General features: G+C 41.4%; 13 protein-coding genes. 7 read left to right on the top strand and 6 right to left on the bottom strand.

The annotated features are described in order from the left end of the window. Window positions 1-40 precede the first annotated feature (40 nt). Window positions 41-1183 (top strand): aspartate aminotransferase family protein, encoded by a 1143-nt coding sequence (locus tag V8Z93_RS04045; protein WP_118312761.1) that lies wholly within the window; start codon window positions 41-43, stop codon window positions 1181-1183. A gap of 179 nt (window positions 1184-1362) precedes the next feature. On the opposite strand, the gene V8Z93_RS04040 is transcribed toward V8Z93_RS04045, so the two are convergent. The 3 genes from V8Z93_RS04040 to V8Z93_RS04030 all read right to left on the bottom strand — a co-directional run bounded on the left by V8Z93_RS04040 (window position 1363) and on the right by V8Z93_RS04030 (window position 5038). Next, on the bottom strand, window positions 1363-3489 hold the full coding sequence (locus V8Z93_RS04040; protein ID WP_439432474.1) for a TonB-dependent receptor domain-containing protein: 2127 nt from the start codon (window positions 3487-3489) through the stop codon (window positions 1363-1365). Between the two features lie 633 nt (window positions 3490-4122). Beyond that, window positions 4123-4731, bottom strand: coding sequence for a hypothetical protein (locus V8Z93_RS04035; protein ID WP_203050498.1), 609 nt, complete (start codon window positions 4729-4731; stop codon window positions 4123-4125). Continuing rightward, a complete protein-coding gene (locus V8Z93_RS04030) occupies window positions 4724-5038 on the bottom strand; it encodes a KilA-N domain-containing protein (protein WP_439432473.1) in 315 nt (104 codons plus the stop codon). The genes V8Z93_RS04035 and V8Z93_RS04030 overlap by 8 nt, the downstream gene beginning before the upstream one ends. 978 nt (window positions 5039-6016) lie before the next feature. Between V8Z93_RS04030 and V8Z93_RS04025 the strand changes: the two genes are divergently transcribed. Next, a complete protein-coding gene (locus V8Z93_RS04025; protein ID WP_147381877.1) occupies window positions 6017-6745 on the top strand; it encodes a hypothetical protein in 729 nt (242 codons plus the stop codon). A gap of 21 nt (window positions 6746-6766) precedes the next feature. After that, window positions 6767-7024: a type IIL restriction-modification enzyme MmeI gene (locus V8Z93_RS04020; protein ID WP_439432820.1), complete on the top strand. Its 258-nt coding sequence runs from the start codon at window positions 6767-6769 to the stop codon at window positions 7022-7024. A 62-nt stretch (window positions 7025-7086) separates the two neighbouring features. Here the strand turns inward: V8Z93_RS04020 and V8Z93_RS04015 are convergent, their stop codons facing one another. The 3 genes from V8Z93_RS04015 to V8Z93_RS04005 all read right to left on the bottom strand — a co-directional run bounded on the left by V8Z93_RS04015 (window position 7087) and on the right by V8Z93_RS04005 (window position 8056). Further along, window positions 7087-7455, bottom strand: coding sequence for a HepT-like ribonuclease domain-containing protein (locus V8Z93_RS04015; RefSeq protein WP_439432472.1), 369 nt, complete (start codon window positions 7453-7455; stop codon window positions 7087-7089). Next, a complete protein-coding gene (locus V8Z93_RS04010; protein ID WP_439432471.1) occupies window positions 7439-7702 on the bottom strand; it encodes a nucleotidyltransferase family protein in 264 nt (87 codons plus the stop codon). The genes V8Z93_RS04015 and V8Z93_RS04010 overlap by 17 nt, the downstream gene beginning before the upstream one ends. A 147-nt stretch (window positions 7703-7849) precedes the next feature. Then, a complete protein-coding gene (locus tag V8Z93_RS04005; RefSeq protein ID WP_439432470.1) occupies window positions 7850-8056 on the bottom strand; it encodes a hypothetical protein in 207 nt (68 codons plus the stop codon). 1162 nt (window positions 8057-9218) lie between these two features. Between V8Z93_RS04005 and V8Z93_RS04000 the strand changes: the two genes are divergently transcribed. The 4 genes from V8Z93_RS04000 to V8Z93_RS03985 all read left to right on the top strand — a co-directional run bounded on the left by V8Z93_RS04000 (window position 9219) and on the right by V8Z93_RS03985 (window position 13282). Next, window positions 9219-9587: a LytTR family transcriptional regulator DNA-binding domain-containing protein gene (locus V8Z93_RS04000; RefSeq protein WP_439432469.1), complete on the top strand. Its 369-nt coding sequence runs from the start codon at window positions 9219-9221 to the stop codon at window positions 9585-9587. Between the two features lie 5 nt (window positions 9588-9592). Beyond that, window positions 9593-10114 carry an energy transducer TonB gene (locus V8Z93_RS03995; protein WP_439432468.1) on the top strand — a complete coding sequence of 174 codons (522 nt, stop codon included), beginning with the start codon at window positions 9593-9595 and terminating at the stop codon, window positions 10112-10114. A gap of 162 nt (window positions 10115-10276) precedes the next feature. Further along, complete coding sequence (locus V8Z93_RS03990; RefSeq protein ID WP_439432467.1) at window positions 10277-11185, top strand: tetratricopeptide repeat protein; 909 nt, start codon at window positions 10277-10279, stop codon at window positions 11183-11185. A gap of 21 nt (window positions 11186-11206) precedes the next feature. Further along, window positions 11207-13282 (top strand): outer membrane beta-barrel protein, encoded by a 2076-nt coding sequence (locus V8Z93_RS03985; protein ID WP_439432466.1) that lies wholly within the window; start codon window positions 11207-11209, stop codon window positions 13280-13282. Window positions 13283-13401 lie beyond the last annotated feature (119 nt).

Genomic DNA, 13401 nt, shown 5'->3' with positions numbered 1-13401 from the left:
ATAACTCTATAAGTTGTCTTTCTTAAAACATAGATTTAACATGAAACTTTACGACGTATATCCTCTTTTCGATATTAATATTGTAAAAGGACAGGGCTGCAAGGTATGGGACGACAAGGGTCAGGAATATCTCGACCTCTATGGCGGTCATGCCGTTATCAGCATCGGTCATTGCCATCCTCACTATGTGGAGATGCTCACCAACCAGTTGAACAACCTGGGTTTCTATTCCAACTCTGTCATCAACAAGTTGCAGGTGAAACTCGCTGAGCGTCTGGGCAAGATAAGCGGTTATGAAGATTATCAGTTCTTCCTCATCAACTCTGGTGCCGAGGCAAATGAGAATGCCTTGAAGTTGGCTTCCTTCACCAACGGCAGAACCCGCGTGCTCTCTTTAGAAAAGGCTTTCCACGGCAGAACATCCCTTGCCGTAGAGGTAACAAATAATCCTAAGATCATCGCTCCTATCAATGACAATGGTCACGTAACCTATCTTCCTATCAACGATTTGGAGGCTTGGGAGAAGGAACTTGCCAAGGGTGATGTATGTGCTTGTATCATTGAGGCGATCCAGGGCGTAGGTGGCTGCAACATGGTAACTCCAGAATTTGCTCAGGGCTTGCAGGCTGCCTGCAAGAAATACGGCACCTTCCTGATTTGCGATGAAATCCAGTGCGGTTATGGCAGAAGCGGTAAGTTCTTTGCTCACCAGTGGTTGGGCATCAAGCCAGATCTCATCACCGTAGCCAAGGGTATCGGTAATGGTTTTCCTATGGGTGGCGTGTTGATTTCTCCAGAGTTTACTCCTGTATATGGTCAGCTGGGTACTACCTTCGGTGGCAACCATCTGGCATGTACTGCCGCTCTCGCCGTTCTCGATGTATTCGAGAAGGAGAACCTGGTACAGAATGCGCATGAGGTTGGCGAATATCTCATCGCCCAGCTGAAGGAGTTGCAGAAGCGCAACAGCCACATCACAGAGGTTCGTGGTCGTGGTTTAATGGTAGGAGCCGTTCTCGATATTCCTCACAAGGAAGTTCGCAGCAAGCTCATCCACGAGCAGCACTGCTTCACCGGTTGCGCCGGCACCAACATCCTCCGTATCCTCCCTCCATTGGTATTGACCAAGGAAAATGTGGATGACTTCATCGGAAGATTGGAAACTGTATTGAAGGAAGTATAGAAAGTGAAGAACGAAGAGTGAAGAGTGAAGAATTCAACAGCTCTTCAGCCATATATACAACCCATAAAAGAAATAGGAAACACTCCTATCTTGAGCAGCAAGCCCTTTGCGGTTTGCTGCTTTTTTGTTCCCCTTTTAGGAAAATGTCTCTACTTTCGAATAAAAGTAATAAAAGATATTTATAGTCGATTCAACTCTGCATTACCGGCACCAGTTCCCTTATACTTGCTACGTGTGGTATTGAACTTATAGCGAAGGGTGAGTTGCAGGTCTCTCGTACCTCGCTTAGACACTTGCAAGAGTTCCATCTTCTGGTTATAGAGCAAGTCGGCATCCCAACATTTATAAAGCAGGTCGTTGCCTTTTATTTCCAAGGTAAGGGCATCCTTTAGGAATGACTTGCTGATGCTGACATCCAGTACATGCTGCTCTTTGGCAAGATATACATTCATCGTGTTACCCTTGCTCTGATAGCGATAATCCACGTTAAAGGTGATGCCGCATGGCAAGGAGAAGGCATTGTTGAAGTTGCCCATGAAGATAGGACGATTCAAGCGATAAGATGCCACATCAGTATGGAGGGTGAACCAGGGCTTCTGCATGCCCAAGTTGATTTGCGGCGCCCAAATGCCTATCCTTGGAGCGGCACTGATGTAGGCGGTCATGCTCTTGAGACTCTTCACGTTCTTACGACTTATCATGGTAATAGCTTCGTTCTCAGGCATTTGCTCTGCCCAATAGATGATGGCATTGCGAGAGTCCTTGTAGTTGACCATAAACTGGATGAACTTCCATACACCCGATAATTCCACTCTGTGATTGGTTTCGTTGTCGAGATAAGGATTACCTGTTTGGCGAGTAAATCGATTCATATAAGATACATTGTTGCTCAGTTGACTATATGAAGGACGAGAGGTCTTTACCGAATAGCTCAACAGTGCCATTACCTTACCTATCTTCGCACCATAGCTGATGGTAGGAAAGAGGTTGCGGAAGGAGCGACTCTGCTCGGGCTGATAGATGCCTGCATCATAATACTTGAATCTTACATACTCGTATCGCAATCCTGCCGTGATGTTTCCTATCGGGGTGAGGCGCGCATATTGGATGAATGGACTTGCCGTCTGCTCCTCCAATTTGCTATAAGAGTTGGCGAGGAGATCGGTGCGATTCACTTCGTAGTCATCGTTACGATGAGTATTGATATACTCAGCTCCATAGGAGAGATTACCGCCTAAGAGAAGAGAGGTAATTACGAGTTTGGTAGCTACCATCTTATTGCTCACACGATTCTTGGAGTTGATGTTACGAGAATCGTGCTCCTGGCTCTGTTCATCGCTATAGGCATAAGCCCTGTTTGTACTGAAATAGAGGTCGGTATTCAGATCAATAGTGGTCTTACCCCAAATGCCGTTGTAGTAGGCATTCAATTGATGGCTAGGGCTGTTCTTGTCGACCGTCAGACCATCGGTTTTGATATAATCGTAAAACTTACCGTCGGCTGTCACCTGACTATCGAAAAAATCTTTTGAGCGAGAATAGCCTGGCGAGGTCAAGGTGTATCTCGCACCAATGGAATGATTGACATTGAAATCATAGCTAAAACCACTGATAAGACGATGCGATTCTATGCGACCTGTTACTTCGTTGTTGTTATGCTGTTGCCAAAGCGTATCGACATGTACAGTCTGTTCGTAGGAGGCCTTTTGCATCCATGTTGCATCAGAGAACTTATAAGTGGCAAAGAGATTCAGTCCATTATGACGATAGTTCATGTTAACCTGTTGGATGGTATTGTCATGCTTATTGTACCAATACACAGAGCGAGTATCAAAGCCGAAGCCTTCGCCTTTCTTCTTGATGGTTTTGATTTTGATTACCGCATTTACCGAAGCATCGTAGGCGGCTCCTGGATTCAGGATGACTTCCACACTCTTGATGTCGGAAGATTTGATGTTATCCAACTCACTGATATCTTGCATTTTCCTGCCGTTGATATATATAATAGGTGTACCCTTGCCGACCACCTCATATCCATCTTTCTTCTTCACGATACTCGGCACATGCTTCAATACATCTTCTGCCGTACCCATCTTGCTAAGCACAGTTCCTGCCACGTTGGTCAGCAGTCCTTCATGGGTCTTCTTATATTGAGGAAGATGAGCTTTCACCACCACTTCGCCAAGTTCTTTGGAGAACTTATTAAATAGAGTCGTGTCGGAAATCTGTTCGCCATTGATGTTCTGTGCCATCATCTGTGTTATGGTAATGCCACAGAAGGATGCTACTAACGCAAGTCTTTTCATTGTCTTATTATTCTTTATGTTGTTACTATTCTTATTTGTTGCTAAATAGCAAGGCAACGGCTATGCCAAAAACATAAGCAACTGATTATCAGAATATATAGAAAAAAGGCCATAAGATGACATGTCTAAATACTTGACACTGCTGTCTAATTATTAGACATTGAAGTTTCGCAAGTGGTTCAAGTACGGGCTGAAGGCCCAAAAGCTCCTAGCCCAGGGCATCGCCCTGGGTATAATAGCAATCAACAAGGCGCCCTGTAAGGGCAAAAGCTTTGTAAATTGCCTGATTCTTTTGAAGCTTTTGCCCTTACAGGGCGACAAACTTGCGTCCATGATTACCCAGGGCGCTGCCCTGGGCTAGGAGCTTCTGCCCTTTCAGGGCGTGTGGAGCTCACTTGCGAAACTTGAGTTAGACAGAAAAGCCATCAAAAAGGTTGCGAAGCTATACCATCCCTTCATATACTCATGGTATTATTATTGTATTCTTGCTACAAAAGACTGAAAAACAATGAAATAGCAAAATCTATCGCATTTTTACGAGGGACTTTTTAGAAGATTAATACACTTTTATGAGGGACTTTTCGAGCTATCCATACACTTTTATGAGGGACTTTTCGAGCTATCCATACACTTTTATGAGGGACTTCCTACTTTTTCGTCTTTTGCTGTATCTTTTTGTATTTCAATTGGCTCTATTTCCAACTGATCAAAAATTATTTTATCTGAATTGCAAATTTCATTCTTGAATTTAGAGATATTTTTATTAGAAGCATTATTCAAATATACGACAATTCTATTTTGAATAGGTCTGATACCAACAGCAACCCACCCAATTTCGTCTCGCAATGCAGCTTTCTTGGCAAAAGATACTTTCAATTTAGCGTTTAATTCTTTTAATTCTTGAAGAGAATAAGTACAAGATACAAATGTCACATTTGAATCTGTGCCTAGTCTTTTCTTTATATCTTCTATTCCTTTTGGACTTCCATTTTTGACCATGACAATAAGTTTATTTGCCTTGACATATGAGCCTCCAAAATATTCTGGTGTTATTATGTCATCAGATGTTGTGTTGTTTTTCCTTACTGCAACATTTGCATAAGAATCATATAACTTTTCATTAAGTTGTTCTATGTTGCTTGCATAAGAAGGCCTACACTTATTACTATTCTCTGCACAAGAAGAGATAAATCCTAAAAGGATTAAAGAGAAGATTGTAAAGTATAAATTCTTACTATTCATAGTTGATAAAATTTAATAATACTACAGCATAGGTTAGTTCCACCCATCGAGTCGGACTCATCGTAAAAGCATTCGAGCCCGCTTCTTTCAAAAGGGGGTCGAATTCGACCCCTTTAAAATTAGGGTTGTTCAACTGCTCACAAAGTCCTAAGTACTCCAAGGTGTTTTTGGAACGCAACCAATTCTTTACCACATCTTTGGGTTCAATGGGATTCTTCTGCCTTGCTATATCGGTAATGCAGATGTAATCAACACCATCTTTTGTTAGTGTTTTTTTCGTTTGGTTTCTTACAATAATCTTTGCCATAAGATATTTGTTTTTGCATTCATTTTTTATTTTTTGCGTTGTCGGTTTCCCGATTGCGAATGCGAATATACGAAAAATATCGCTAAAATGGGAACAAAAGAATAAAAAACGGATGAAATTTCGAAATAAGACTTGTTTTTTAACGGTTGTTATAGCATTGGCGCACGTTTATTGTAGTGTTAAGATTGCAAAGACTATAAATAATGGATGTTTCACCACATCAACTTTGGAATATGATGAAATTTTATAAACGTTACGCAGGGTATGATACAAAAGTGCTACGGAGCGTTGCACTTTTGCCGTGGTCGCACAATCTGCTGCTGTTGAGTAAGGGGCTGAATGATGAAGCCACGCTATAGAGGTAGAACTTGCACTTGAAGATATGGGAAAACCTATCGGAGTGGCAGACTATCAGCTGATAGTACCGAAAGAGAAATTACAGAAAGTCCTTACTGATGAGATAAAGGCATTTAGTGAGGAAAAAGAAAAAAAGATTAATTGAGCAAGCAAATGTCAAAAGCAAATAACAGAGCGGCAGCCGATACATTTTTGGCTGTCGCTCTTGGCGTTTTAAGAAAAAGTTATTACCTTTGCCAACAGGAAGAGACAACGCAAGAGTAGCCGACGAATTCTTCACTCTTCGTTCTTCACTCTTCACTTACGAACATGACAGAGAAACAACAGAAAAATGCTGCCGCTGCCTTCGCCAAGCGATGGGAAGGCAGGGGATATGAGAAGGGTTAATACAGAAGACTATGTGGTGTCAAATTGCTCCATGACCCGAAAATTTTCCTCCAAAAAGAGTGAGTTTCTCAGATTTAATTTGTAACTTTGCCATGTCATATCAGAGTTTTGCTTGTTTTCTTATCGCAACACTAAGATAAGTGAGAATTCTGACATAGCAAAGCCCCGGACAACTTTTTGTTGATCAGGCTCTTAAAAGGTTTAATTTACAATAGTGTTGCGGAATTAAGGATTATGAAAATATATCGTGTATTAGGTGTTATCTTAGTTGCATTATGCTTCTTTGCATGTAATAGCAATAAAGAAAATGAGTATGAATATCAGCCTCTGACTATAGATAATTACGCAGAGGTATCCTTGGGTGATACGACAAATCTCATAATAAATGGCGGAAGTGGAAACATTGTTGTTGAAGGAAACGACAAGGTGGACATTTCTACAGATCAGAATGACAAACAGAAAATCACTCTTATCGGCAAGGAAATAGGCACTACTAACATCTTCGTACGAGATAAAATCACGAACGAGTCATGTAGCATTGAGGTAAATGTGATTTTCCCATTTCTTACGTTGAACTTTGAAGAAGAGGGAGGAAACCACCTCAATATAATTCCATATAGCTTATTCGCTTTGGTTGCAAGTGAAGATAGCATATGTTACGTTTTTAGCTATAATAACATGCAGTTTAAGTACAATGACATACCAATGATGAAAGGAACATACCATATATCTCAAAATGGGACCATGTTGTCTTTCGACTTAAAAGGAGAAAATAGTACCTTCGAACATACCTTTAAGGTAAAAAACGATAATGTTGCATACCTTCTGTCAAACATGTCAAGCATAAGCACGCTACCAAAAACTTATTTAACGGCAAGTTTTACTGACGTAGAAACGGGCACTGACTTTCCGCATGTATTCATAGGAAATAAGTTCCTCAAGAATTTACCCAAACGAGAGTAGAAGCTCGTATAACAGTATTGAATTAAACGCAAACGTGTTTCTTCCGAAAGACGAAAATATGTACCAATGGGATTCATAAAGGCAGGGACAATCGTGACAGACCGCATACAAATAATTCCAGCAGCCAGCCTTTATCATAACTGTTCAAGAGGTATACGAAACCGCATTAACAGTCACAACCCTTGCCACATAGCCATTAGGCAAAGATGGCATATCAACTACCTCATTAACTGGATGCTCCTTAAGGAACTCCTCCCAGGTGGTATGAACTACTTTTAATTTATTGTTCTCTTTCATATCTACAAGCGCTTAATATAAATCAGTATAGAAGAACAAGTTCATTATTCCCCACAATAATGTTCCCAATCTGTCTCGTTCAGGTATTTCTCCACTTGAGCCTTGATTTCGGGAATATTCTCTTTTGCTGTAGCCCAAAGAATACGAGGCAACACCTGCGAATAACCATGCACCAAAACATGGCGCATACCTTCCACCTGTTTCCAAGGAATCTCCGGGTGACTTGCCTTGAATTCCTTGGTCAGCATATAAGCAGCCTCGCCTACTATCTCTACATTTTTCATCGTTGCAAAATAGACTAAAAGATTTGAGGAAAACTCCTCAAACTCTATCCCATCAATGATTTTGAGTACGTTGGAAGAATACTCCACAATATCTTCCAGTCTTCCTTTATCCCTAACTAGCTCTCTCATATACCAAGATTTTATCTCGTTCCACACTCTCCTGAGCATACGGACGCAAAGAGCCATCAACTACCAAGTCAACTTCACGACCTAGCAGTTGCTTCAATTCCTCATACATTCCTCCATGAGTAAGCAAAGTAAACGAACCATGCTCAAAATCGGGGACAAAGAGAATATCTATATCGCTCTGAGCCTTTTCTTCACCACGAGCAAAAGACCCAAAGATCCATGCCTTCAATACAGGCTTCTTAGACATATAGTCATGGATTATACGTATAATTTGATATCTATCCATATTTACCTCCTCATTTTAAATAGTAATCACGCTGCAAATATACGCTTTTTATTTTTTATCTCCAAACATTCCTGCCTAAAAGTGCAAACCTACCTCAAAAAAATAATCTTAAATGGCTCTACTTTCGAATGTCAGCAGTCCTTCGTGGGTCTTCTTATATTGAGGAAAATGAGCTTTCACCACCACTTCGCCAAGTTCTTTGGAGAACTTATTAAATAGAGTCGTGTCGGAAATCTGTTCGCCGTTGATGTTCTGTGCCATCATCTGTGTTATAGTAATGCCACAGAAGGATGCTACTAATGCAAGTCTTTTCATTTTCTTACTATTCTTTATGTTGTTACTATTCTTATTTATTGCAAAATAGCAAGGCAACGGCTATGCCAAAAACATAAGCAACTGATAATCAGAATATATAGAAAAAAGGCCATAAGATGACCTGTCTAAATACTTGACACTGCTGTCTAATTATTAGACATTGAAGTTTCGCAAGTGGTTCAAGTACGGGCTGAAGGCCCAAAAGCTCCTAGCCCAGGGCATCGCCCTGGGTATAATAGCAATCAACAAGGCGCCCTGTAAGGGCAAAAGCTTTGTAAATTGCCTGATTCTTTTGAAGCTTTTGCCCTTACAGGGCGACAAACTTGCGTCCATGATTACCCAGGGCGCTGCCCTGGGCTAGGAGCTTCTGCCCTTTCAGGGCGTGTGGAGCTCACTTGCGAAACTTGAGTTAGACAGAAAAGCCATCAAAAAGGTTGCGAAGCTACACCATCCCTTCATATACTCATGGTATTATTATTGTATTCTTGCTGCAAAAGACTGAAAAACAATAAAATAGCAAAATCTATCACATTTTTATGAGGGACTTTTTAGAAGATTAATACACTTTTATGAGGGACTTTTCGAGCTATCCATACACTTTTATGAGGGACTTTCTGCTTTTTTGTAGCAGTTCCCCAAAGTGAACTGTAGCAGTTTGTCATCAAACCAAGACAGTATCAGTACTTATAAATAACTTTACAGATTAAGATATAGCGGAAATATCCCTTAAGGGCAGATTTAATTTCCCTTAAGGCAAAATATATTTTCCCTTAAAGCAAAAAATAAATATCCTTAAGGGAAAATTTTCAATCTCTTCTTTCCCCATTTTATGGGGGGGCTTCTCTTTCATTTCTTTTTAGAATATTATTTACATAGACAGAAGGAGGAAAAGGGAGATGGGTTAAAGATGAAAGAATAATAGGTACCTACTGAACCCGCTTCTTTTAAAAGGGGGTCGAATTCGGCCCCTTTAAAATTAGGGTTGTTCAACTGCTCCCAAAGTCCCAAGTACACCAAGGTATTTTTGGAACGCATGTGTTTTCGTATTTTATGGGTTAAATAACGTACATTTACAAAACAAAGCAATTGGTTCACAAAAAACACGCTACCTCCAGCCATACTTTTGAAATATTATGCTTATCTTTGCACCAAACTTATCAGTATGGAAGAATATCTCATCATATCAAATGCCAACTTCTTGCTCAGAGTGGCTTCCGAACAGATAGCATACGTCTGCTCGGAAGGAAGCTATTGCAATCTTCGACTCACCAACGGCGATGAATACACCTTCTCGTTCAACCTTGTGGTTTTTGAGAAGAAAATAGTAGAGCAACTTGCCCAAACGGCACACTTCTTCGCTCGTGTTGGCAGAAACTACATTATTAATAGTCAGCACATTTTCAGCATCAACCTCAACACTTCAGAACTAGTGTTGTACAACGAGCGGTTTTGCGAGAAATTCACCCTGCACGTCAGCAAGGAACCACTCAAACAATTAAAAGCACTTTTAGACAACTCCATAATATCATAAAAGATATGAAAGAAAAAAACAATCAGGAAGAAACTTATTTCTTGGGCAAAGCACAGGAAACAAGATACACAAAATCTCATTTATATAAAAAGGTATTTGGGATAGCCGCTTGCGTGATAGCAATAATAGGTATAACCATCGTCCTTATGTTCAAACCGCAAAGCGTATCGCAACCTCATATGTTAAAGACGATAGCTGTTTTGCCGGAAGGAGGTCAGATGCCAATCTTCAACGGCAATGGCGACATCAACGATTTCCTAAGATGGGTGATGACAAACATCCAATATCCTAAAGGATTGGAAGACAAGCCTGCGCGAGTCGTCATCAACTTCACCGTTCAAAAGGATGGAACATTGGGATTGTTTAAAGTTCTCGAAGCTCCCAAAGAAAAAGCCTATGAGCAGACTGTGATTGAACTTCTCAAGAGAAGCCCTCATTGGAAGCCTGCCCGACTCTCCGATGGCGAGGAAGTCAACATGGAGTTTACCTTGCCTGTCGTTTTCACTCCCGAAGTAAGAAAGAAATAATCAGCAAAAACGATGAAACAGTTTAGATTGATCCTTATATTATGGCTATGTATGGCAATGAATGCCAAGGCCAACGAGACCGCAGCTAATCTACTTCAACAAGGAGATAGCTGTTTGAGTAGATATGATGTATTTCATGCAACCCAATACTACCAAAAGTATTTGGAAGCAAATCCATCTCACCTGGGAGCACGCAGGAAACTGGCTTCCTGCTATCGGAAAGTAGGCAACTACACCGCCTGCATTTCTAGTCTAGACAAGATTCCATCAGATAGCATCAACCACGAAGACATGCGAATGTTCTATTATGCATATCTCAATCAGAACAACAATGACAAGGTTTCTCTCTGGGGTGAACGCATCGCATTCTTATTCCCATACGACAGCGAGATTATTGCTTCGCTTGCCTCTCATTACAATGGAGCAAACCAACCTGGCAAAGCCGAGGAAGTGGCAAAGAATTACATCTACAAATGTGATTCCACGAACTTGTACATCAACAAGGAATATGCTTATTCCCTATTCATGCAATTCAAATACGATGAGGCTATACCCTTGTATGAGAAACTGATAGCGCAAGGCTTTGATAATTTCGAATCCAACTTCATCCTTGGTCTCTGTTATGAGGACCAGCCGGACAATGAGAAGGCGCTGAAGCATTACCAGAAAGCCGTTCAATTCAAGAGCGACAATGCCACTTGCCTTTTCCACTTGGCTTTGATAGAGAAATCCTTCTGCATGGATTCACTATCCATGGCTCATTTCAAGCAGTCGTTAGAGGTTTCCTTGCCAAAAGACAGAGCATTGCGAACCTATAAATGGTTAGCCGACTTACATTTTCAACACAGCCGATATGCAGACGCTGCCCGTGACTTTGAGTTATGCACCTTATACGATGAGGAAGATAATCCTCTCAACCATTACAATGCCGCCCAAATGTTCATCGCTTCCAAAAACAAGCTGAAAGCGAAACTGCATCTCCAGATGTTCTTAGCAAATGCAAACAGACTGGAAGATAAAAAAGAGGCAACGCAACTCATATCCAAAGCCAAAGAGCAACTCAAGCAATAACCATCAAACAAACATAAACACATGAAAATAAATTTTATCTTAGGTTCAGCATTATTGCTGAGCCAGCCCCTTTGCGCTCAAAACGAAGAGGCAAAAGACACGCTTACCACCCAGATAATGATGCAAAACCTGCCAGAGGTTTTCGTCAAGGCGACACGTCCTATCGTCAAGGCAGAAAGAGGACAGTTGGTTTACAACATGCCACTACTCATAGAGAAAATGCCGGCAGACAACGCTTATGATGCCCTTACCCGAATACCAGGAGTAAACGAACTAAACGGCAACATCAATTATGCAGGAAAGGAACTGACTCTCATCATCAACGGCAAACCAACCACGCTCAATTACGCACAACTGGCAGAGCGATTAAAAGCCATGCCCGCATCACAATTAGCCAAAGCCGAAGTGATGCTGGCAGCGCCAGCACGCTTACATGTTCGTGGAATGGTCATCAACCTGATTACCAAAGACTATGTAGGAAAGAACCTGCTTTCAGGACAAATACAAAGCATCTGGAGCCAAAGCAAATACGGAGAAGGGGAAAGCAAAGGCAACCTGCTGTTCCAAAAAGGAAAATTCGGTCTGGATGCCATGTATTCATTTACAGATGGAACATCATACGGTGAGACTACTACCAATGCCAATCATCCGCTTCAAGGAAAGCGAGTAGCGTATCATGACAAGACCTCACAGAAAACCCCTGGATTGACTCACAACTATCGTATGGGACTGAGTTATGCCATTACTGATAACCACCAGCTATCCCTGGCATATACAGGAAAATGGGACAGCAGTCATCCTCATCATGAAACGATGGGAACAGGCACATCCCAGCAACAGGGCAATGAACATACCTACCTGCACAATGTAGATGCCAGCTACAACCTGCCCTTTGGACTACAAATAGGCATATCCTATCTCAACTACCAAAATCCCAGCCAGCAATATCTGGAAGGAACAATACTTGACGAAGAACGTATTCTATCCACAAACAGCAAGCAGGTAATAGACAAATGGCTTTTCACCGCCGATCAATCCCACTCATTGAAGAAGGGTTGGGAACTGTCGTATGGTATGAAATTCCAAAACAGCAACAACAGAAGCTACCAAGCCACGACCAACAAGGATGGAGCAGACATTCCAGATGCAACCAGCCAGGTGAATATCGAAGAAAGAATCTTGAGTTTCTATGGCGGCATAAGCAAACAAATAAACGAGCGAATCAGCTTGGAAGCCTCTGTCGAAGCAGAGCAATACCATTCTCCACAATGGAACAAATGGCATATTTATCCCACTCTTAATGCATCGTGGAAAGCCAATCCTGGCAACATACTCAACTTATCCTTCAGTTCCAGCTCACAGTTTCCTAGCTATTGGTCAACCATGAGCAGCATTTACTATGCCTCTACCTATATGGAGATATGGGGAAATCCTCATCTCAAGCCTTACTCTACATACGAGACCAACTTGATGTGGACGATCAAAAGTCGCCATACATTGATGGTATTTGCAGAGTTCCAACCCAACTATTCTGTGCAGTTGCCTTATCAGACTACCGACCACCTGGCAGTCATTATGAAGGAGACCAATTTCGACTATAACCATACTATGGGCATTAGAGCATCGACGACTTTCGGAATAGGCAATTGGATGAACGGAAGTGTTTCAGCAACAGGAATCTACAGACATGACAAGAGTAACGATTTCTTTGACTTGCCCTTCAATCGCAAACATATCTCTGCCATTCTTGCCGGAAATCTATCCGCCCAGCTTAGCCGAAGCCATCACATCCATTTCATACTTAAACCATTCTATCAGTCGAAAGCCATTCAAGGACTCTATGACATCAAATCAGTCTTTCTCTTGATTGCTATGTTGAGATGGGCTTCCGATAATGATAAATGGAGCATTGTGGTTAAAGGCAGCAACATCTTCAACGAGGGATTCTCTACAAAATCAGTACAAGGCAATCAAGACTACCACATGAACATCAAGCAAGATTGGGCATCTGCCTCCATCTCCATCATCTGTAAGATAGGCAAGTACAAGGAGAAGAGAACCAAGGACGTGGATACTTCCAGAATGGGAGTAAACTAGAGAATTTCTTAAAATATCGTCAGTAAACAAGCGTACTTCCCTAAAAAATCATCAATAAACACGCTATTTTCAGATAAAAGTAGTATCTTTGCACCGTAATTTCATTTTAACTATAGGAC

The sequence above is a fragment of the Segatella copri genome, assembly GCF_051861805.1.
Taxonomy (GTDB): domain Bacteria; phylum Bacteroidota; class Bacteroidia; order Bacteroidales; family Bacteroidaceae; genus Prevotella; species Prevotella copri_M.
This window is presented reverse-complemented; position numbering and strand designations above follow the sequence as displayed.